This window comes from Sphingobacterium sp. G1-14, assembly GCF_002196555.1.
Classification (GTDB): Bacteria; Bacteroidota; Bacteroidia; order Sphingobacteriales; family Sphingobacteriaceae; genus Sphingobacterium; species Sphingobacterium siyangense.
The window spans coordinates 5,314,982-5,336,530 of record NZ_CP021381.1; the positions used below are offsets into that span (position 1 = coordinate 5,314,982).

A 21,549-nucleotide genomic window follows, 5' to 3' on the forward strand; every position below is an offset into this window, starting at 1 on the left:
TTAGTTACACTGCTTCCACTTTGGATTTCTCGTAGCTCTCTTGGTGGACTGAGGCTACAGCTCTTCCAGATGGATCATTCAGATGCTGGAAAGAAGCATCCCAAGCCAAGGCCTCTGGTGTACTGCATGCGACAGATTTTACCGAAGGAACAGTTTGTGCCGCCGCTGTTGAAGGAAAATGGGACTCGAAAATTGTCCGATATAAAAACTCTTCCTTATTTTTCGGTGTGTTTATCGGGAAGCGCGTTGAAGCCTCTGCAAATTCCTGATCAGAAACTTTATTTTCAGCCTGCTCTTTCAAGGTATCGATCCAGCTATAGCCTACACCATCAGAAAATTGCTCTTTCTGGCGCCATGCGATGCTCTCCGGCAAGTAGTCTTCAAATGCCTTACGTACAACCCATTTCTCCATTCTTCCTTCGCGAATCATTTTATCGGAAGGATTGATGCGCATAGCAATATCCATAAATTCTTTATCCAAGAAAGGTACACGTCCTTCTACTCCCCAGGCCGCAAGTGATTTATTTGCCCGCAGACAATCGTACAGATAGAGCTTTTTCAGCTTGCGTACAGTTTCTTCATGAAATTCCTGTGCATTAGGTGCTTTATGAAAATAAAGATACCCACCAAAAAGCTCGTCTGAACCTTCACCCGACAATACCATTTTGATGCCCATTGATTTGATTACACGAGCTAATAAATACATTGGTGTAGAAGCACGTACCGTTGTGACGTCATAAGTTTCCAGGTGATAGATCACATCACGAATAGCATCTAATCCTTCTTGGATTGTAAAGTTGATCTCGTGGTGTATCGTTCCGATATGATCTGCAGCTTTTTGTGCTGCAATTAGATCCGGTGCACCCTTCAGTCCCACCGCAAATGAATGCAATTGAGGATACCAAGCATCTTCTTTATCGTCACTCTCGATGCGTTTAGATGCAAATTTCTTCGTTACCGCCGCAATAACGGATGAATCCAATCCTCCGGACAGCAGTACACCGTAAGGTACATCTGACATCAATTGACGATGTACCGCATCTTCCAAAGCTTTGCGTAAAACGGCGATATCGGTCTCGTTGTCTTTTACGACATCGTAACTTTCCCAATCACGTTGGTACCAGCGCTGCGGAGTTTTCCCAGCTTCGCTATACAAGTAATGTCCCGGAGGAAATTGTTCAATCGTCGTACAGAAACCTTCCAGTGATTTTAATTCAGATGCAACAAACAACTGTCCCTGTTCATCTTCACCGTAATATAAAGGGATAATACCCATATGATCACGTGCAACAAAAAAGGAATCATCACGCGAATCATATAGAGCAAATCCAAAAATACCATTTAATTCATCCACAAATGAGGGACCTTTTGCTAAATATAAAGCCAAAACAACTTCAGAGTCACTTTGTGTAGAAAACTCATAATCAGGAAGGCTATTTCTTAATTCATGGTGGTTATAGATCTCGCCATTAACTGCTAGTACAACTTTACCATCCGGACTGTACAAAGGTTGACTTCCCGATTTGGGATCAACGATAGCTAATCTCTCGTGTGCCAACAAAGCTTTCTCACCAGTGAATATACCCGACCAATCGGGACCACGGTGACGAATACGTTTTGACATTTCTAATACTTGAGATCTCAATGAGCTTGCAGGTTGCTTTAATTCAAAAGCGCCAATAATTCCACACATATTATGAAAATTTTAAATATTTCGTTTTTACATTATGTTATTGACACAAAGTAAAACAATTAAAAACTAAATTCATAATGTTTTTTAATTTTTATTGTGTTTTTATTAAAAATAGATTCATAAACAAACAAAATTATCAACGAAACACTTATTTGTTTACAATAATCACACAATAGATTAACAATTGATCTGCGGATTTATCGTTAAATTGACGTCATAATCAAATAACCAGGACATGGATCTAATTAGAACCTTCTATCGTGAGCTTGCGCTCACACCACAGGAATTAACGGCCATCACGGAGAAACACGAAGCCATAACCGTCAAAAAGGGCGATTTTATATTGACCAAGGGACAGGTTTCAAATGCTTACTACTTGATTGAGTACGGACTTACACGCTCCTTTTTACATGATTATGAAGGCAATGAAGTTACCATCGGCTTCTGTAGTGACAATGATGTTGTCATTGAAGTGGCTTCTTTTTTTCAACGCAATCCAACGGTGGAAAATATTCAGGCGCTCATGGAAACCCGTCTCTGGAAAATAAAATTTGAAGATTTCCAGGAACTCTTTCATCAGATACCTGAATTTAGGGAATGGGGCCGTTCCTGGATGGCTAAAGAACTTGTTCACAGTAAAAATAGAGCTATTGCCATGATTACAGAACCTGCTACTGCCCGTTATCTACGCCTGATTAAGGAAAAACCAATATTGATACAGCAAGCCCCCTTAAAACATATCGCATCTTATCTAGGTATCACCGACACTTCCCTAAGCCGTATTCGAAAGGAAATTGTCCATGGAAATTAGTCCTTTTTAATGAATAAAGAACTACTTTTTTAAATCTTGCCTTAAGGCAAGATTTTTAAGAAAACTTCAGTTTAATTTTACGAATGTACTCCCAAGCTATTTATTGTAGTCCCCAGGGAAGAATAATTGAGAAAAAGAACGAAAAGAAGTAATCATTATATTCAAAAATTAGAAATCATGGCAAAATTACACGCTTATCTAAATTTCAACGGAAACTGTGAAGAAGCATTCGATTTTTATGAAAAAGTCTTCAACACAAAGAACCCAGGCTACATGCGTTACGGAGATATCCCCGCTGATCCACAAATGCCACCTGTTCCAGACGAAGCAAAAAACAAAATCTGTCATACAGCAATTTCGATCAATGGAGACAGCATGTTGATGGGTGCCGATGTCATTCCTGCTTTTGGTCAACAATACATTCAAGGAAACAACAGCTATGTTATGCTGATGTGTGAAAGCACCACAGAGGCAAAAACATTGTATGATGCATTAAGCACCAATGCAAAGGCTGTTGAAATGCCGCTCGGCGAAACATTCTTTGCCGAACTATACAGCGCTTTTCAAGATCAATTTGGAATTTGCTGGATGGTATATTTTGGCGGAAATAAAGAAGAAGATTGCGAAAGTAAGCCTTAAGCCAGCGAAACAGTCCGCAATATATTTGGCAAAAAAGGGCGATAACAACAGTTTACCGCCCTTTCTTTTTTGGGTGACTTTTGCCTATTTTATGCGATCTCAATCGAAACTGTCGCTACAGCAAGTGCATCCCTATTCCACCGTAAGCTCCCCTTAAAGCTGAACGTATTATTTCTTTACCAATACCTCTTGCTCAAACAGGATCCCATCCCAGCCATTTGTCCTAAATTGACGAATGTTCTGATGTCCCTCTCCCTCAGGATTATCGAGTACATTCTGATAATGCTCGGCAAAAAGGCGCAAGGTATCCTCCTGCGAAAGACCATTCAACTGTGCAAAATAGAAAACTTTTGCACTGCCTTGATTTTCTTCTTTCGAATTTTTCAACGTCCCATTCTGAAATGCACTGGGACTATAGCTGTAATGATCGGCAATATGAGCCAATACTTCCTGAAACTGTAATTCGCTTCCTTTTGATTTAATCAATAATTCTGCTGTATTCATCTTGATGTTATACCTTTTAAAATCTATTCTAATTTAATTTCTCAACCATAAACCTGAATGAACAGGCATTAAGCGCTCTTAAATAACTCCATGCAGCGAGCCTCCCTTTGCAGCAAGCTGATCCACACGTCTTTCCACCGCTTCATCTTTAATCAAAGCCGGGGCATGGTGGGGTTTTGTTCGCGCATCAATAATCAGAGGACCTTCACAACCCCAATGTTTAAATGCTGTAAAACTATTTATTCCATAAATATCATACGCAGGGTTACTCCGGGTAAACGTTGTCCAAACAAAGTTATTGACAGTAGCAGCGGTAAAGTTAGCATCATCACATAAAACAATCAACGGAAAACCTTCCCAGAAACTTGCTGCGGCAGCGCGGCACCATTCCGCCATAATTTTCGATTCATGCTCGTATGTGGAGAATGCCTGTCCATCTATCGCAATCACACCTGGTATGACAAATTTTGCCTGATTAAAAGGTCGTGGCAGCTCAAAATTGGCTGGCAATTCACGGCCCAATGTTCTTTTCTTTGTACCGGCGGCAGCAAAAACCACCTTTGAACCAGCATTTAATCCATCTCCAGAATAATCTAGGGTATCAATAGTCGTATTGGTCTGAAAATGAACATCTCGAGAAAGGTCTATGCGTTCAAGGATATGCCCCAAAAAAGCCGGAATATCATAAATATCCAATTGCGGATTATCTTCATGTGCTGAAATAAACAAATATTTAGCAAGGCTGAGCTGGTTTTTACCCAGTATCTGATTGGCTATTGTTAAAATTTCCTGCGGTCGATCGACACGCTGATAAGGCGTATACCGTTCAGACCCTATTGCAAAAAGCAAGGGATGTACACCAGCCGCATCAACAGCATTAACGGCATGGAGACCCGAAATCTCCTTTGGAATAGCCGCACCCGTAATTTCATGGATTAAAGCACCAAAGCTAGTATCTTCCTGCGGGGGTCGCCCCACAACCGTAAAAGACCAAATTGGATTTTTCTTGTGGTACACATTATGCACCTTCATCAAAGGAAACGGATGAGTTAAGCTATAATAGCCGATATGGTCCCCAAAAGGACCTTCCGGTTTATTTTCGTTGGGATAAACGGTACCTGTAATAACAAAGTCCGCATCCGCAGAGATACAAAAGCCTTCATCATCATAAAAATAGCGAAATCTTCTATTTCCCAATGCTCCAGCAAAGATCATCTCGGAGAGTCCTTCCGGTAGTGGCATTACTGCAGACAAGGGGTGGGCTGGAGGTCCGCCGACAAAAATACTCACCTTTAAAGGTTTACCGAGCGCGTTTGCCTTAGTTTGATGAACCCCGATACCACGATGTAATTGATAATGTAAACCAATCTCCTGATCGGGCAGATAATCATTCCCGGAAAGCTGAATGCGATACATCCCCAAATTAGCCTGCATAATACCAGGTTTGGCAATATCTTCGGTATATACCTGCGGCATCGTCACAAAAGCGCCACCGTCCATTGGCCAGTTGACAATCTGCGGAAGTTTACTAATTGATGTTTTTCCGTGAAGTATGGGAGCCCCCGACTTTTTTTTCCAGGGCAAAGCTCCTAGGGCGGTCATCGATGAACCAATATATTGAAAGGGATTTTTCAGCACTGCGGCAGGATTCATCTTAACATCCACCAATTTCTTCAGGTGATCCAACGAATCCCGAAACATAAACTTCGAACGATCCAGCGTTCCAAATAAATTAGATACAGCTGGAAACTCCGAACCTTTGATATTTTCAAAATACAATGCCGGTCCTTCAACATCAAATACCCGCATATGAATTGCAGCCATTTCCAGATACGGATCGACCTCCTCTTTGATCCGAATTAAATGGCCATGTTTTTCAAGATCCGCAACACATGCTTCTAAACTATTGTATCCCATATATTAAATCTGCTTCAACACGTTAATCCACAAATTTAACAGAATAATTTATTAAACAGGATATAAAGAAAAAACCTTTAGCGATCTTCGATCTTGCTCCCCTACCATCGGATACAACCGACATAAGATGGCCAAAACACCCTAAAAGCAACGTTCAAACAAAACAAGCACATCGCGCAAGGGCTTCAGTAGCCCACTAGGTATCCATGCAGACATAGGATTTCAAAGGAGTAAATTCAAATGCCTGCACCCGCTGCCAAGTTGAATTATCTACATTTTTCTCATAATAAAGTACTCTTCTAAATTCGTCGATATCTTCTTTATTGATATCATTCAACCTTGTCAGCAAAAGTTTAGCAAAGAATTTATTGACGCTAATTTCTCTCTTTTGACTCTCGGAAGTGCACTTAAGGAAATGGTAAAATAAGCCTCTAAATGTCATTTCTTCATTGCCGCCGAGGTAAATAACTTCTGATATAAAATTATTTTCCCAAGGCATTTCCCGCAGCCAGCGGTATACATCGAGCAAAGGCAGCGGTCGAAACTTCAGTGAAGCCACCCAGTTCCAATAAAATATGGTCTGCCGTTTGGCGAGTTTCGCAAATATCCGGTTTAAAACACTCTCTTTCCCGATCACACTACTTTTAATCACAATGGTATATTGGACACGTAAGTTCTCCAGTAGATCACGTACAGGCTCCAAGAAATGTTCATCCATTAGCCTTGCGACATAAATGACACGATTATTTCCGCCACGTTTACAAATTTCCACGAAATTGCGCAGACCAAGCAATTCAAGCTGAAGCTGTATATCGTTATCGAGTGAAGGAACTTGTGTAAAATAAATCCCAAAATTGAGATCAGCAATTTGAAAACGCTCGAAAGCTTCTCCTTTCCGTAGCAGGTCCAATTCAAAAAGCTTTGCCGTTACCTTTTCTTTCACTATTTTATTAAAAAGGGATAAGTTGCGCACTAATCCCGTCACATCAAAATCGCTGGATTGCAAATAACAGGATGCCCGTCGTCCCAAATAGGTATTTAGCCCGCTGATTAAAACCTTTTTCATTCGTATTCTCTATTTTTATGGCTATGAAACCATCGCGATTTAATGATTCGTTCTCACGATTGTGAGCCATTAAATAAGATCGTTTCTTCCTAGTACGCTGTATTTATGTATTACCCTTTTAATCTCTTAAACGAACAAAATCCCTAGGATGGTTTCATTGGTGATGCAGCTATTTTTTCCATGTTTTTCTTACGCTTTTAATCTGTTACTCCGATCGTCTTAAGAGCAACGGCAATGACCTACAAATATCATAATTCCCTGATTTTAGAACAGAGAAACATCAAATAAGTTTAATACTATTTTTATTTTTTCCTAACCAAAATATAGTAAACCATTCAAAAAAGTACCGTCATTGTCCTTTTTTTGTCAATTCGCGCATAAATACTTTCAGGAACACAATATCCTTATATATTTGTAAATCTTCTGAAAATAGGCTGCACTAAAAAGTATTTATCTTCACCTCTATGGACAAAAGGGCTACAATGATCTGGTTTAGAAATGATTTAAGACTTCATGACAATGAAGTATTTTATCAAGCTTCTGAAAAAAGTTCATTTATCATCCCGGTATACTGTTTTGATCCCCGATATTTCGACCGCAATCAATTTGGCACCTTAAATACCGGTGTTTTACGGGCGGCCTTTGTTATCGAAGCCGTGACCGCTTTAAAAGAAAAATTAAAGAGCCATGGTAGCGACTTATTAACTTATATTGGCAAGCCTGAAGATATTATCCCAAGAATAGCACAAAAATACCAAGTCAACGAAGTTTATCACCACCGCGAAGTGGCACTTCGGGAGACTTCTATATCGGAAAAAGTAGAAAGTGAGCTTTGGAGCAGCAAAATAAATTTGCGTCATTTCATTGGCCATACCCTGTACCACAAGGAAGACCTCCCTTTCCCTATTAAAGATATACCCAATGGTTTTTCTATTTTCAAGAAAAAAGTTGAGCGGGAAAGTCTAGTTCGGCAACCAATCCCATTTCCGACCAATTTCCTTACCCCTCCCCATCTCGAGGACACCAAAATCCCTTCATTAAAAGATTTAGGCTATTCAGAGGAGGAGATCAAATCTGTTGATGACATCTATATTCTCGGTGGCGAAGACACAGCGCTTAGTATTATGCATGCGGTATTGTCAACCTATCCGGAAACGGACCAGGACCCCTTGATTCTAGGGCCTTTTATAGCTTCAGGTGCCTTGTCACCTATTTTACTCTATAACAATATCAAAAAACTTGGTGAAGGTAAAAAGGACAAACGATTTGAAAAAATTGTCGACATTCTTCTCTGGCGCGATTATTTTAGGTTTATGCTTAAAAAATATCCGAATATATTTTTTAAGCCACAGGGTACTAAAAACAGCTCCCATCAGGATCATCCGACCTTAGAAGGAAATGAGGAATTATTTGAAAAATGGAAATCGGGCCATACAGAACATGATTTTATAAACAGTGTGATGGTCCAATTACAGAAGACCGGCTATATCCCCTATCAAGCACGCCTAATCGCGGCCAGCTATTTAGTTCATGAGTATCAGGTAAACTGGCTTCGTGGCGCCTCCTGGTATGAGGAACATCTATTAGACTATTCTCCGGCAACTGTTTATGGACAGTGGTCTCATATTGCCGGGGTTGGGACAAGTGAAAAAGACAATAAAGCACTGGATTGGCAAAAATTGATCAAAACTCATTTCCCAAATGGACTTCCAAAACTGGAGGAAATACTGGTTAAATAAATCTTCGGCAGAAATAAATAATTCCAATAGAAAATAAATTTGTAGTACGCTAGAAGCCCTTTTTAAATCATGCTAAAAATGTTAAGAATTGGATAGATTTATTGATTAAATTATTCAATTTCAGTATTAGAAACTCTTTTTTTATTCATAACTTTGACAAATTTCATAGTTTTAATTGTAAATGGACAATCTGACATATTTGAGTAATGCTGATTCGGCTTATGTCGATGGCTTATATCAATCGTACAAGCAAGATCCCCAATCGGTAGATTTCGGATGGCAAAAATTCTTTGAAGGTTTTGATTTCGGTCAAAATGCTGGTGGAACAACAAGTTCAGTAGGCGAAGCTACTCCTGAGCACGTATTGAAAGAAATCAATGTGCTGAACATGATCAATGGCTACCGTGACCGTGGCCACCTATTCACACACACTAACCCTGTTCGTGAGAGACGTAAATACTATCCTGGCAAGGAATTAGAAACGTTTGGTCTTGCTGAAGCAGACATGAACACCGTTTTTAATGCAGGTGTTGAAGTCGGTTTAGGTCCAGCAACATTAAAAGACATCCGTCAATTGGTGGAGGATACTTACTGCCGTTCTATTGGTGCAGAATTCAAATATATCCGTAACCCAGAAAAAATTAAATGGTTACAGGACCGTATGGAAGCGGACCGTAACATGCCAAAATTCTCTTTGGACACAAAAAAGAGAATTTTAAACAAATTAAACCACGCCGTTGTATTCGAAAACTTTTTAGGCACTAAGTTTTTAGGTCAAAAACGTTTCTCATTGGAAGGCGCAGAAAGTTTAATCCCAGCATTAGATTCAGTCATTGAAAAAGGTGCAGAAATCGGTATCCAGGAATTTGTTATCGGTATGGCTCACCGTGGCCGTCTGAATGTATTGACTAATATCATGGGTAAATCTTACAAATCAGTATTCTCTGAATTTGAAGGTAAGACTTACGCTGATGATCCTGAAGTAAACTTTGGTGGTGACGTAAAATACCATTTGGGCTTTTCATCTGAGGTCAAAACAAACGATGGCAAATCTGTCCACTTAAGTTTGGCTCCGAACCCTTCGCATTTGGAAACTGTAGATCCAATCGTTGAAGGTATGGTCCGTTCTAAGATTGATTTCAAATACGAAGGCGACTCTTCTAAAATTGCACCGATCATCATTCATGGTGACGCAGCAATTGCTGGACAAGGTGTAGTTTACGAAGTAACCCAAATGTCCAAACTCGATGGTTACAAAACTGGCGGTACGGTACATATTGTCATCAACAACCAGATTGGATTTACAACGAACTACAAGGATGCGCGTTCTGGAACATACTGTACAGACGTAGCAAAAATCACTTCTTCACCTGTGTTCCATGTGAACGGTGATGATGCTGAAGCGGTAGTTTATGCGATTAATTTAGCGGTTGAATACCGTCAAAAATATAAAACAGACGTATTTATCGATCTGTTATGTTATAGAAGATTTGGACACAATGAGGCTGATGAACCAAAATTCACGCAACCATTGTTGTATAAAATCATCGAAAAACATCCGAACCCGAAAGAAGTTTACGCTAAAAAATTAATTACTGAAGGAAGTATTGACGAGGCGTATTCTAAAAATATCGAGAAAGAATTTAAAGCTGAATTGCAAACTAAATTTGAGGAATCTAAAACAGTTGAGGTATTGACTGAAGAGATCCCGATGTTTAAAGGTGCATGGGAAGGATTGCGTCCTGCTAAAAAAGGTGAAGTATTAACAACCTCGGATAAAACGAAAGTTGCAAAAGATCTATTCTTAAAATTAGCAAAAGAAATCACAACCTTACCTTCGGACAAAAAATTCTTCCGTAAGATTACACGTTTGTTTGAAGATCGCGCCAAAATGATCACTGCTGATTCATACGATTGGGCAATGGGCGAATTGATGGCTTACGCGACATTATTGGATCAAGGTAACCGTGTACGTATCTCGGGGCAGGATGTACAACGTGGAACATTCTCACACCGTCATGCGGTATTGACGCTTGAAGATTCGGAAGAGAAATATGTTCCTTTAGCCAATATTAAAGGTGGCGATAAATTCTCTATCTACAATTCGTTACTGTCAGAATATGCTGTTTTGGGATTTGAATATGGTTATGCATCTTCTAATCCAAATTCGTTGACAATCTGGGAAGCTCAATTCGGAGATTTCTATAACGGTGCTCAAATCATCGTTGATCAATATTTATCGAGTGCAGAGACAAAATGGAAACGTTCTAACGGTTTAGTTATGATGCTTCCTCATGGTATGGAAGGTCAAGGTCCTGAGCACTCTTCAGCACGTATCGAAAGATTCTTAGAGTTATGTGCGGATGAGAATATGATCTTAGCAAACTGTACTACTCCAGCTAACTATTTCCACTTGTTGCGTCGTCAACTTGTACGTGAGTTCCGTAAACCATTGGTTGTATTTACGCCAAAATCATTGTTGCGCCACCCTAAAGTGGTATCACCGTTGAAAGATTTTACAGAAGCTGCTTTCCAAGAGGTAATTGATGATGCAAATGTTGCGGCAAAAGACGTTAAACGCGTGTTATTCTGTTCGGGTAAAGTTTACTACGACTTATTAGAAAAACAAGAAACGGACAAACGCAAAGATATCGCTATCGTCAGATTGGAACAATTATTCCCAATTCCTACAGAGCAATTGAAAGCAATCCGTAAAAAATACAACAAGGCAAAAGAATTTGTTTGGGTTCAGGAAGAAAATGAGAACATGGGAGCATGGTCTTACTACTGCCGTAAACTAATGGGTACTGAGATTGCATTTACAGGTTTTGTTGCCCGTAAAGAAAGTGGAAGTACAGCTACGGGTTACATGAAACAACACGTTGCGCAACAAGCAGAAATCTTAAATAAATCATTCGAATAAAAACAATTTAAAATCAATTGCGTCTTATCTATAGGACGCAATTGTCAATAAAGAACATTATATATGAGCTTAGAAATTAAAGTACCAACCGTAGGTGAATCAATCACGGAGGTAACCTTATCACAATGGTTGAAACAAGATGGCGATTATGTGGAGATGGATGAAAACATCGCCGAACTGGAATCAGACAAAGCAACGTTTGAATTACCAGCTGAAAAAGCGGGTATCTTAAGAATCATTGCACAAGAAGGTGATACTTTAGAAATCGGTGCTGTTGTTTGTACAATTGAAGAAGGTGCTGCTCCTGCCGGTGGTTCAGCTCCAGCTGCTGCCCCTGCTGCAGAAGCGTCAAATGCAGCTCCAGTTGCGGCTGCCGCTGCAAAAGATGAAGATCCAGATAGCTATGCTGCTGGCACAGCTTCTCCCGCTGCTGCAAAAATCTTAAGAGAAAAAGGAATTGATCCTTCTACAATAAAAGGAACAGGTAAAGAAGGTCGCATCACAAAAGAAGATGCCGAAAAAGCTCAACCTGTTGCTAAAGCAGCTGCACCAGCAGCAAAACCTGCCGCTCCAGCTGCAACAGTTGCTCCTGTAGTGGGCTCTAGAAACGAACGTCGTGAGAAATTATCTTCATTACGTAAAACAATCGCAAAACGCTTAGTTGCCGTTAAAAACGAAACGGCCATGTTGACAACATTCAATGAAGTCAATATGCAGCCGATCATGGATCTTCGTGCTAAATATAAAGATACCTTTAAAGAGAAATTTGGAATCGGTCTTGGCTTCATGTCATTCTTTACAAAAGCTGTAACAACTGCATTAGCTGAATGGCCTGCTGTGAATGCACGTATCGAAGATAACGAGATTGTATATTCTGATTTCGCAGATATTTCAATCGCGGTTTCTGCCCCTAAAGGTTTAGTTGTTCCGATTATCCGTAACGCTGATGCAATGTCATTGGAACAAATCGAGAAAGCAATCGCTGCACTTGCCGTTAAAGCACGTGACAACAAATTAACGATTGACGAGATGACCGGTGGTACATTTACAATTACCAACGGTGGTGTATTCGGATCAATGATGTCTACGCCAATCATCAATGCTCCACAATCCGCAATCTTGGGTATGCACAACATTATCCAACGTCCTATTGCTGAAAATGGTCAGGTGGTAATCCGTCCAATGATGTATATCGCACTTTCTTATGATCACCGCATCATCGATGGCCGTGAATCAGTAAGCTTCTTGGTTCGTGTAAAACAATTATTAGAAGATCCAGCTCGTTTATTGTTGGGTGTTTAAACCTCAATAAAATTGGAAATATAAAAGACCTATGCTTTGCGGCATGGGTCTTTTTTTTCTGAAAGAGTCTCCTATTATTGGCCAGAAATAACCTTCAGTTCGCTTCCATTGCTGTGGGTGCCTGCGAAATCATGAAGTTTTTTATTGACATCGGAATAGAAGCAATATACTTGACAAATATGAATCGGAGATAGACGAATATAAATCGCCTTTTTAATTTCTCCTTTTTAATTTTTACTTTCATCTTGTTAAAGATCAAGCATATCCTAATATACAACCGACACTGTCATTTAAAGGCCGGCATACGAATATGAAACTTGATGTTAAGCAAACAATATCAAGCAAATGAAGTATAAAATTCTACTAACAACTGTATATCTATTACTCGCTGTAATGACATTGTTTGCCAACATGGCAAATCCAATGAGCCCCCATAGCATAACAGGACAGCTTGTTCCTGCCGCAAAGCTAAAAGTTACCAATGAGCGTATTGACATTCATCTTTTGGCAGACACTGCTGATTATAATTCGGACTATCGCAGTCACTTCAGCATTGTCTATAACATCCATGCAGAAGAGGCTATCGAATTACCACTGGTATTTCTCGCTTTAAATATGGACGGATTGGATCGCATCCTTGTCAATCAGAACGAAATTGAAGGAAAAAAAATGGATCAGCCCGGTTCAAAATTTCCCTTTTTACGTTTAAAGGATGGCTATTATGAAATCAGCTACGACAGCGATGAATGGAAACGTATTTCGCTGAATGATGCATTTCATTTTACCGCTAAGCTTCACAAAGGTGATAACAGCATTCAGGTTCAATACAGCGCTTATATGGGCTATGACCGACGGGATATTCGGACCAGATACCAAATTGACTACCTCCTATTCCCTTCCAGGTACTGGTCGTCTTTTGGCCCGATTGAACTGTATCTGCACCTCGACGGGAAGATGGATGTACTTACACAGGATCTGGGAACAGCCAAATTACAGACAGATTCCATTGTTCACTGGAGAATTGATCAGGTAGAAAAGAAAGAGAGTTTTCATATTGAAGTTGGCTTAAAAATCTCTTTGTTAGCACAAGCAATTCTTTGGGTACATCCCGAGCTGCTCGCCCTGATCGGCTCAATATGCCTGCTCTGCCTGCATATCCGCTGTATTTATCTAAAATACAAAACTGGCCGATACCGCTATGCACTCCTACTTGGAAATCTAATCATTCCAAGCTCTTTCTACTTTTTTATCTGGTTTTGGTCCAGTCTGGCCAACTATCTTGTCAATGGAGTCTTTGACGAAAAGTCCCGCGGTTTTATCCTGTTGGTCATCTTTACCTTACCCTTGATCTACCTCGTCTATGATTTGGTTTTGTTTATTATCGATAGAAGCATTCGCGCTAAATTGAACAGGTAGAAAACCGGCTGCTATTTTTTATAGGTCAGCTTGTTTTCAATCATACGGTTGTTATATTGCTGGATAAAGGCTTTCATCTTGGTCTCCATCGTATCCAATACCGCTGGATGTTGTTTTAACAGATCCTGTTTCATCAAGCGGTCCTTCTTAAGATCATAAAATGAAGTCACTTTCAGTCCATCATAAGACATCATATAATCTTTATAGTAGAGATTATAGCTCCCTGAGTTATTATTAAGCACAAAATTATCCTTACCCGGTTTGAAGGCATCTGAACCAAAGGCAAAATAAGGCTCATCATAGTGCAGATAATTCAACACTGTCGGCATAATATCTATTTGCTGTACCAATTTATCCGCTTTGCCAACTAGATTATCACCAGGTGCATAAAATATAATAGGGATTTGGAAGCCCCCTGCTGCCGTTTGATATTCCGGCAGGTAGCTTACAGTAGCATGGTCCGCACAGATAACAAATACGGTATTCTTGTACCAGGGCATTTTCGATGCTGTTGCAAAAAATTCACGCAGTGCATTATCGGTATATCCAATGGGTTCCTGTACCGGCAAAGGTCCTTTAGGAAATTTCCCCTGATACTTTTCAGGCACCTTAAATGGGTGATGCGAAGATAAAGAGAAGAAACTAGCGAAAAATGGCTGATGAAACGTGTTGATCTTATTCGCTACAAATTGCAAAAACGGTTCATCCCAGATTCCCCATATACCATCAAAGTCAGCGTCATTGTTATATTCGTTTTTACCAAAATAATGCTGGATACCCGCCAGTTTCATATAAGCGGAGAAGCCCATGCTGCCATTGGGTGCTCCGTGGAAAAAAGCAGTCTCATATCCCTTTTTCCCTAAAAGCTTCGCTAAGCTTGTGGTTTCATTTCCAGAATATATCGAAAGCACAAAAGGCTCACCAATGGAAGGAATGCCGGTAATGACTGATGGTAAAGCATCAATTGATTTACGGCCATTGGCATAAGTATCTGTAAATGTGTAAGCATTGCGGATTAATGAATCCAAAAAAGGCGTGTAACCTTTGTATTTTCCACCTTGGATATCTTTATTCAACTCACCAAAATGTTCTTTTGCAAAACTCTCTAAAATCAGAACGACGACATTTTTCTTCGCAAAGGGCTGGTCTGATTGCGGTACATGAATAGGGTTGTATAATTGCTCAAGCTCTTGTTCGGAATAATAATGGATAGGTTTAAGATTGACAGCCTTTAAAGTTTTCAATATACTGAATGGCGTATTCAGCACAATATTCATTTCTTCCGGTGTCTCCACATAATCCCCCGCGTTACTTAATGTAATTGGACGGGTACTATGGGCCCAACCGCCACGCACACCACCTATGAAAAGAAAAGCAGTCAGTAAAAATAAAGGCAATTGGATCAAAAATGACTTCCAGCTATATTTCGTAGTCCTTTCAATCTGAATAAGCTTATACGATTTAATCAAACCATACACAACCAGTACCAACACTATAATGAGATACCAATAATCCAAACAGAAATCAAAAGCCAGCTTCATCAGGTTGGATTCATTGGAAAATTGGTCAATTACCGTTCCTGTCGTCCTTTTTAGGGTAAATGGATAGTAGGCAAAATCAATCAGATTTAACGCTATACCAATTGAATTGGTCACGACAAAGATCCATTTTGCAACTTTTTGATAGATTTTATTCGATTTAAACGGACCTGGAACAGTCAGCATCACAATATAAAGAATATTAAAATACAGTAGGGCTACAATGTCGAATCGTATACCACCCGCAAACATCACCAAGAGCTTACCTGCATCGACATGAGGAAATAAGGAAGCATTGACGCCATAAAACCCCAATCGCAATAACGCATAGATGACTAAAAGAAAGATAAAACGAATTGCGACAGCAAAATAAGGTGCAAATACTCCTCTTAATTTCATAGCTCTAATATTTTAAAAATTCACGATATACGTCTTGATAATACGCTTTGCCAATATTCAATAAGCTGTCTGTTTTGCCAGCAGGATATTCCTTGTTGGATCTGTAATTGATAATTCTGCCTACATTATCGAAAGAAACCGCCTGTTGTGGGGTAATCACACCAAAGGCATCCTTCGAATTGTAAAATGCAATTTGAGGCGTCGTCGGATTAAAAAGATCCCGGCTCCAATGATAACGATCTGTTGGGAGCTTCAATTGTGTCAATAAAGTCGCCGCCAAATCCGTTTGATTGCCGATTCTATTAAATATTTTCCCACGATATTCAGGTTTTATAACATCACCGAAAAAGATCAGCGGAATATGAAAGCGATTGGGGTGAAATAGTTCCCACCTTTCTGAAGGAAGGCGATGTCCATGATCAGCCACAATTACGAAAAGGGTATTTTTATACCAAGCTTCCTTTTTAGCTTTATTGATAAAATCAAAAACAGCTGAATCCGTATAATTTGCTGTACTTCGGAATTTATCCGCATTGGTAGCGTTGCCAAATTTATAGCCGTGTTTTAACTCAAATGGTTCGTGATTAATTAAGGTAAAGATCGTCGAAAAGAAAGGTTGTTTTTCTTTTCTAAAATCCTTGATCATCTGATTAAAGACCACATGGTCATATACACCCCATGAGGCACGTTCGGCATCCAATCCAAAATTGGCGTTATCCACCACCCTAGACATCCCATGCGTCAGCATATACGATTTAAAATTGTAAAACTCGCTCTGACCACCATGATAAAATGATGTTTCATAGCCGGCATGATCGAACTCCTGTCCAATGGCAGGCATATTTTCATGTTTGTCGATATACTTGATAATACTCTCGGGTCCTTGTGCCGGAAAACCGCTCAAAACCGCTACCATGCCCTTATCGGATCGATCAGCAGCAGAATAAATATGGTCAAACAAAATACCGCCTTTAATCAACTCTTCCATGTGTGGCGTAATTCCCTTTTCCCCGCCAAGAGACTGAATGAGATCGCCGACAAAACTTTCCAACATAATAATAACGACATTCGGACGAGTCGTTGACAATACCTCAACGGCAGAATCAGGTTGGCTTTGAAAGGCGGGTCGTAGCTTGTCCTGAATATCCTTCTGATCCGCGTAATAATTATAGGGGTTTTTCAGTTTGGTACTTTCGGCAAAGAAATCCCGTAAAAAAGACCATTGGGTATTAACCGCTGCATGATTATAAAACGTTTCCTCGGAATAATAGGCTTTACTAGGGTTTAGTGTCGCTCTCCCATAACCACCGCGGATAAACGTGAAAAGTACAAAGACTCCGATTGCCAGTTTGAAAAAATTACCTACAGGAGATTTGATATTGAAAAAAGAGACTTTTTTAAACATCCAACGGTACAGAAAATAACCACAGAATATACCGATCAACATCCCAACGATGGGGAGAAACACCGGCGTGGACTCAGCCGAAGCTACGGCTCCCGAAGGTGAGGCAAAAAATGCATCGATGGCACGTTTAGAAATTTTGTCACCCCATTCCCGGTAGATGTTAACATTGATAAAGCTTGTCACAAAGAACAATACCAGGACAATAATGGTATAGATATCCAGGATCAGCCGTTTGGGTTTCAGTTTTGGGAAAAAACTTAACATGCAATACACAAGAAACGGCAGCGCACATATATAGGAAACAGCAGAAAAATCCAGGTTCAAACCGTGGTAATAAATTCTGAAAATCTCCGTAAAATTCGAAAAACCTATTTTCTCAAAAAAAGCAGTAACAAAAATCAATCTATCTATAAAACAGATAATTAACCAGAACAGAAAATACTGTGTTAAAGCTCTAAGCTCATTAGCAAATCGTTGCATCCCTTCGTGTAAAAATAAAACAGGCAAATTTACATTAATTTACATGAAATACGGGCTAATTACTTAGTAATATGAAGAAAAGATTAAAAAAGTATAAATCCTGCATTATGCTTTACCCCACTGCAATAACCACCTCTTCTGCTTAGGAGAATCTTCAATAAACTTATTGCTTAGCCTTTATTCATAACTTCTTTTTGTTTGAGAACAAGATCAATGGATTACTAAGGAAAATAACATAGAATTCCTTACTTTTGTGTTCCTTAAAAGTTTGAATACAAAAATTTAAAATGAGCATAGCGAAAACTTACAATCCAAAAGAAGCTGAAGAAAAATGGTACAGCTATTGGAAAGCGAATGGATTTTTCCGTTCCACCCCGGACGAACGTGAACCTTACACGATTGTGATGCCTCCTCCGAATGTCACGGGAGTATTGCACATGGGGCATATGCTGAATAATACCATTCAAGACGTTTTGATTCGCCGCGCACGTATGCAGGGAAAAAACGCTTGTTGGGTACCGGGGACCGATCACGCCTCCATTGCCACTGAAGCTAAGGTCGTCGCTATGTTGAAAGAACAGGGAATTGACAAACGATCTTTATCGCGTGAAGATTTCTTAAAACATGCTTGGGAATGGAAGGAAAAATACGGTGGTATTATTCTAAAACAACTCGAAAAACTTGGCGCTTCCTGTGACTGGGATCGTACACGTTTTACCATGGATCCGGAGTTATATCAATCTGTTATCCGCGTATTCGTCGATCTTTATCATAAAGGATTGATTTATCGTGGTTACCGCATGGTCAACTGGGATCCTGAAGCAAAAACAAATATCTCAGACGAAGAGGTTATTTATAAAGAGAAAAACGGCAAATTATACCACCTGAAATATCAGGTTGAGGGAACAGATCAATATATTGTTGTGGCGACTACCCGTCCTGAAACCATCTTTGGTGACACAGCCGTGTGTATCAATCCCAATGATGAGCGCTACACCTGGTTAAAAGGAAAGCAAGTCATTGTGCCGATCGTTGGTAGAAAAGTGAACATCATTGAAGATGAATATGTCGATTTGGAGTTTGGTACAGGATGCCTTAAAGTTACTCCAGCGCACGATGTGAATGACTACGCACTAGGTAAAAAGCACAACCTGGAATTTGTCGACATCTTTACCGACGAAGCAAAACTAAACGACAATGGCCTGCATTACGCCGGTATGGATCGTTTTAAAGTCCGCAAGGAAATCGAGAAAGAGCTGGAGGAAAAAGGATTATTGGAGCAAGTTGAAAACTATACCAATAATGTTGGAACTTCAGAGCGAACAGGTGCTGTTATTGAGCCTAAAATCTCTAATCAGTGGTTCCTTAAAATGGAAGACTTGGCAAAACCTGCATTGGATAACGTCATGGACGATACCATTAAATTTCATCCGACGAAATTCAAAAATATTTACCGCAATTGGATGGAGAATGTTACCGACTGGAATATCTCAAGACAATTGTGGTGGGGGCACCAAATACCGGCTTATTTCTATGGCGATGGAAACGAAGACTTTGTGGTTGCACAAACGGTTGAAGAAGCCCTTGTTTTAGCGCAGGAAAAATCAGGTAATACAACGCTTCAATTGACCGATCTACGTCAAGATGAGGATGTGCTTGATACCTGGTTTTCAGCTTGGCTATGGCCAATTTCGGTTTTCAATGGCATCAACGAACCGGAAAATGCAGAAATCAACTACTATTACCCTACGCAAGATTTAGTCACTGCCCCAGACATCATTTTCTTTTGGGTAGCACGTATGATCGTTTCAGGATATGAATTCCGCGGACAATTGCCTTTTGAAAATGTTTATTTCACGGGTATTGTACGCGACAAACTGGGCCGTAAAATGTCTAAATCACTGGGCAACTCTCCTGATCCGATTGATTTAATGAATGAATATGGTGCAGATGCTACGCGGATGGGAATGTTATTGACTGCTCCAGCAGGTAATGACCTTCCTTTTGATGTAGAACTTTGTGTACAGGGCCGTAATTTTGCCAATAAGATCTGGAATGCATTCCGCTTGGTTAAAGGCTGGGAAATTACAGCTACTCCAGCTTCGGATTCAGATAAGATTTCGGCATCTTGGTTTGAAGCAAGGTTAAATCAAGCCTTGGTCGATATCGAAGAAAACTTCAAACACTATCGTTTATCAGATGCATTGATGACAACCTACAAATTGGTATGGGATGACTTCTGTGCCTGGTACCTTGAATTAGTGAAACCGGCTTATGGCTCCCCTATTTCTAGCGAAACCTTAGCAACAGTAAAATCTTTTTTCCAACGTATACTCACTTTAGTACATCCTTTCATGCCTTTCCTAACAGAAGAATTGTGGCATGACGAACTGTTCGGTGTGAAAGACGAGAAAGATTGCATTATCGTAGCCCCTTATCTTACAGCGAATGATTTTGATGAGCAGCTTATAAAAGATTTCGCTATCGCTCAACAGATTATTTCGGAAGTTCGGAATATTCGCAATTCTAAAGGTATCTCCCCTAAAGTTGCTTTACCATTAGCGATCAATCAACAATCGGACGTCAACCTGGAGCAATATATTGATATCATCACCAAGATTGCAAACTTGGAAGGCGTAACTTTTGTTTCTGAGAAAGTAGCTGGTGCCGCAAGTTTCCTTGCTGGCAAAGACGAATGTTATGTTACGTTGGAAAATAATATTGATGCGGATGCTGAACGTGAGCGTATCGAGAAAGAATTGGAATACCTAAAAGGCTTCCTTGTATCTGTAGACAAAAAGCTTTCCAATGAACGGTTTGTGCAAAATGCTAAACCTGAAATTGTTGAAAACGAAAAAAGTAAAAAGGCTGATGCCGAAGCGAAGATTAAAATTCTTCAAGAAAGCTTAACAGCATTAGGTTAACAGCTACGCTATAAATCTCGAAAAGTCCCGTGCAATGCACGGGACTTTTTTTATGTTTAACGAGCGGTCAAATTCGGAGATCATTCGGTGCTTGTTCGGTACTTCTTCGGAGCTCGTTCGGTGCTTCTTCGGTGCTTCTTCGGTTGCCAGCGAATAAGCTCCGTTAAATATCCGAAGTATATCCGATAAAAAAACGTATTAAGAGCGAATTTGATTGACAATTGTACCCCACGAAGAGCACGAGCTTTCACGAAAGAGCCCAACAGACGACTCAAGTAAATTTTGATCCGTCATGCACAGGCAATATATAGGACAAGGATATACGATAAAAACTTTTGAAACAAGAAGCAAAGCGCTTTGCCCTATTCCAAAATAACCCTACAGTTTATAATTAACCAAAGATCAACCATGCTGATAACTTTATATAAATTCCTGTAAAAAAATGAATAACTTTATAGGAGCGAACTTAAATTATATCATTATGGGATTCAAAGAGACATTTCAGATTAACGGTGAAAACCTTTTACAAAAGATCAAAGAAATCATTGCTGAGGGCAATGTGAGCAAAATCAGCATTTCGGACAAACATGGCAAAGAAATCATGAGCTTTCCAGTAACTGTTGGTGCCATAGGCTTGATCTTAGCACCTGTTTTTGCTGCAATCGGTGCTGTAGCCGCATTGCTTACAGAATGTACGATCACCGTAGAACGAAATACAAACAAGGAAGAAAAAGACAAAGAAGATAACAGCACTGATCCCCCTACAACGATAACCGTAAAATAATCAATTTAA

14 protein-coding genes are annotated in these 21,549 nt (G+C 39.8%); 8 read left to right on the top strand and 6 right to left on the bottom strand.

Annotated features, from left to right (window positions below; genetic code table 11):
- Positions 1-4: 4 nt before the first annotated feature.
- Positions 5-1,693: an asparagine synthase B gene (gene asnB, locus CBM24_RS22960; RefSeq protein WP_088162878.1), complete on the bottom strand. Its 1,689-nt coding sequence runs from the start codon at positions 1,691-1,693 to the stop codon at positions 5-7.
- Between the two features lie 235 nt (positions 1,694-1,928).
- On the opposite strand from asnB, the gene CBM24_RS22965 reads away from it, so the two are divergent.
- Entirely contained in the window at positions 1,929-2,504 is a 576-nt protein-coding gene (locus CBM24_RS22965) for a Crp/Fnr family transcriptional regulator (RefSeq protein WP_088162879.1), read from the top strand.
- Between the two features lie 177 nt (positions 2,505-2,681).
- Positions 2,682-3,143 carry a VOC family protein gene (locus CBM24_RS22970; RefSeq protein ID WP_088163759.1) on the top strand — a complete coding sequence of 154 codons (462 nt, stop codon included), beginning with the start codon at positions 2,682-2,684 and terminating at the stop codon, positions 3,141-3,143.
- A gap of 168 nt (positions 3,144-3,311) precedes the next feature.
- Here the strand turns inward: CBM24_RS22970 and CBM24_RS22975 are convergent, their stop codons facing one another.
- From CBM24_RS22975 to CBM24_RS22985, 3 genes are all read right to left on the bottom strand, one after another.
- On the bottom strand, positions 3,312-3,647 hold the full coding sequence (locus CBM24_RS22975; RefSeq protein WP_075994097.1) for a HopJ type III effector protein: 336 nt from the start codon (positions 3,645-3,647) through the stop codon (positions 3,312-3,314).
- Positions 3,648-3,725: 78 nt separating this feature from the next.
- Positions 3,726-5,564, bottom strand: a complete 1,839-nt coding sequence (locus CBM24_RS22980; protein WP_088162880.1) for a UbiD family decarboxylase — start codon at positions 5,562-5,564, stop codon at positions 3,726-3,728.
- A 196-nt stretch (positions 5,565-5,760) separates the two neighbouring features.
- The gene (locus tag CBM24_RS22985; protein ID WP_088162881.1) at positions 5,761-6,630 is read right to left on the bottom strand and encodes an NAD(P)-dependent oxidoreductase; all 870 of its coding nucleotides are present in this window, start codon (positions 6,628-6,630) and stop codon (positions 5,761-5,763) included.
- 482 nt (positions 6,631-7,112) lie between these two features.
- Here CBM24_RS22985 and CBM24_RS22990 point away from each other — a divergent pair, with 482 nt between their 5' ends.
- The 4 genes from CBM24_RS22990 to CBM24_RS23005 all read left to right on the top strand — a co-directional run bounded on the left by CBM24_RS22990 (position 7,113) and on the right by CBM24_RS23005 (position 14,010).
- On the top strand, positions 7,113-8,369 hold the full coding sequence (locus CBM24_RS22990) for a deoxyribodipyrimidine photo-lyase (RefSeq protein ID WP_232475611.1): 1,257 nt from the start codon (positions 7,113-7,115) through the stop codon (positions 8,367-8,369).
- A 181-nt stretch (positions 8,370-8,550) separates the two neighbouring features.
- A complete protein-coding gene (locus tag CBM24_RS22995; RefSeq protein WP_070562932.1) occupies positions 8,551-11,292 on the top strand; it encodes a 2-oxoglutarate dehydrogenase E1 component in 2,742 nt (913 codons plus the stop codon).
- A 63-nt stretch (positions 11,293-11,355) separates the two neighbouring features.
- Positions 11,356-12,594 carry a 2-oxoglutarate dehydrogenase complex dihydrolipoyllysine-residue succinyltransferase gene (odhB, locus tag CBM24_RS23000; RefSeq protein ID WP_088162882.1) on the top strand — a complete coding sequence of 413 codons (1,239 nt, stop codon included), beginning with the start codon at positions 11,356-11,358 and terminating at the stop codon, positions 12,592-12,594.
- Positions 12,595-12,939: 345 nt separating this feature from the next.
- Complete coding sequence (locus CBM24_RS23005; protein WP_157698576.1) at positions 12,940-14,010, top strand: hypothetical protein; 1,071 nt, start codon at positions 12,940-12,942, stop codon at positions 14,008-14,010.
- A gap of 11 nt (positions 14,011-14,021) precedes the next feature.
- On the opposite strand, the gene CBM24_RS23010 is transcribed toward CBM24_RS23005, so the two are convergent.
- Positions 14,022-15,947, bottom strand: a complete 1,926-nt coding sequence (locus CBM24_RS23010; protein WP_088162884.1) for an LTA synthase family protein — start codon at positions 15,945-15,947, stop codon at positions 14,022-14,024.
- Positions 15,948-15,951: 4 nt separating this feature from the next.
- The gene (locus tag CBM24_RS23015) at positions 15,952-17,616 is read right to left on the bottom strand and encodes an LTA synthase family protein (RefSeq protein ID WP_232475612.1); all 1,665 of its coding nucleotides are present in this window, start codon (positions 17,614-17,616) and stop codon (positions 15,952-15,954) included.
- A 503-nt stretch (positions 17,617-18,119) separates the two neighbouring features.
- Here CBM24_RS23015 and CBM24_RS23020 point away from each other — a divergent pair.
- Together CBM24_RS23020 and CBM24_RS23025 are read left to right on the top strand one after the other, a co-directional pair.
- Positions 18,120-20,756 carry a valine--tRNA ligase gene (locus CBM24_RS23020; RefSeq protein ID WP_088162886.1) on the top strand — a complete coding sequence of 879 codons (2,637 nt, stop codon included), beginning with the start codon at positions 18,120-18,122 and terminating at the stop codon, positions 20,754-20,756.
- A gap of 442 nt (positions 20,757-21,198) precedes the next feature.
- Positions 21,199-21,540, top strand: coding sequence for a DUF4342 domain-containing protein (locus CBM24_RS23025; RefSeq protein ID WP_232475613.1), 342 nt, complete (start codon positions 21,199-21,201; stop codon positions 21,538-21,540).
- The last annotated feature ends 9 nt before the right edge of the window (positions 21,541-21,549 follow it).

Bases quoted from the DNA above. Each gene is read 5' to 3' on its own strand.
- CBM24_RS22995 (WP_070562932.1), top strand. From the start codon at position 8,551: ATGGACAATCTGACATATTTGAGTAATGCTGATTCGGCTTATGTCGAT.
- CBM24_RS23020 (WP_088162886.1), top strand. From the start codon at position 18,120: ATGAGCATAGCGAAAACTTACAATCCAAAAGAAGCTGAAGAAAAATGG.
- CBM24_RS22965 (WP_088162879.1), top strand. From the start codon at position 1,929: ATGGATCTAATTAGAACCTTCTATCGTGAGCTTGCGCTCACACCACAG.
- CBM24_RS22970 (WP_088163759.1), top strand. From the start codon at position 2,682: ATGGCAAAATTACACGCTTATCTAAATTTCAACGGAAACTGTGAAGAA.
- CBM24_RS23025 (WP_232475613.1), top strand. From the start codon at position 21,199: ATGAATAACTTTATAGGAGCGAACTTAAATTATATCATTATGGGATTC.
- CBM24_RS22980 (WP_088162880.1), bottom strand. From the start codon at position 5,564: ATGGGATACAATAGTTTAGAAGCATGTGTTGCGGATCTTGAAAAACAT.
- CBM24_RS22985 (WP_088162881.1), bottom strand. From the start codon at position 6,630: ATGAAAAAGGTTTTAATCAGCGGGCTAAATACCTATTTGGGACGACGG.
- asnB (WP_088162878.1), bottom strand. From the start codon at position 1,693: ATGTGTGGAATTATTGGCGCTTTTGAATTAAAGCAACCTGCAAGCTCA.
- CBM24_RS22975 (WP_075994097.1), bottom strand. From the start codon at position 3,647: ATGAATACAGCAGAATTATTGATTAAATCAAAAGGAAGCGAATTACAG.
- odhB (WP_088162882.1), top strand. From the start codon at position 11,356: ATGAGCTTAGAAATTAAAGTACCAACCGTAGGTGAATCAATCACGGAG.
- CBM24_RS23005 (WP_157698576.1), top strand. From the start codon at position 12,940: ATGAAGTATAAAATTCTACTAACAACTGTATATCTATTACTCGCTGTA.
- CBM24_RS22990 (WP_232475611.1), top strand. From the start codon at position 7,113: ATGATCTGGTTTAGAAATGATTTAAGACTTCATGACAATGAAGTATTT.
- CBM24_RS23010 (WP_088162884.1), bottom strand. From the start codon at position 15,947: ATGAAATTAAGAGGAGTATTTGCACCTTATTTTGCTGTCGCAATTCGT.
- CBM24_RS23015 (WP_232475612.1), bottom strand. From the start codon at position 17,616: ATGTTAAGTTTTTTCCCAAAACTGAAACCCAAACGGCTGATCCTGGAT.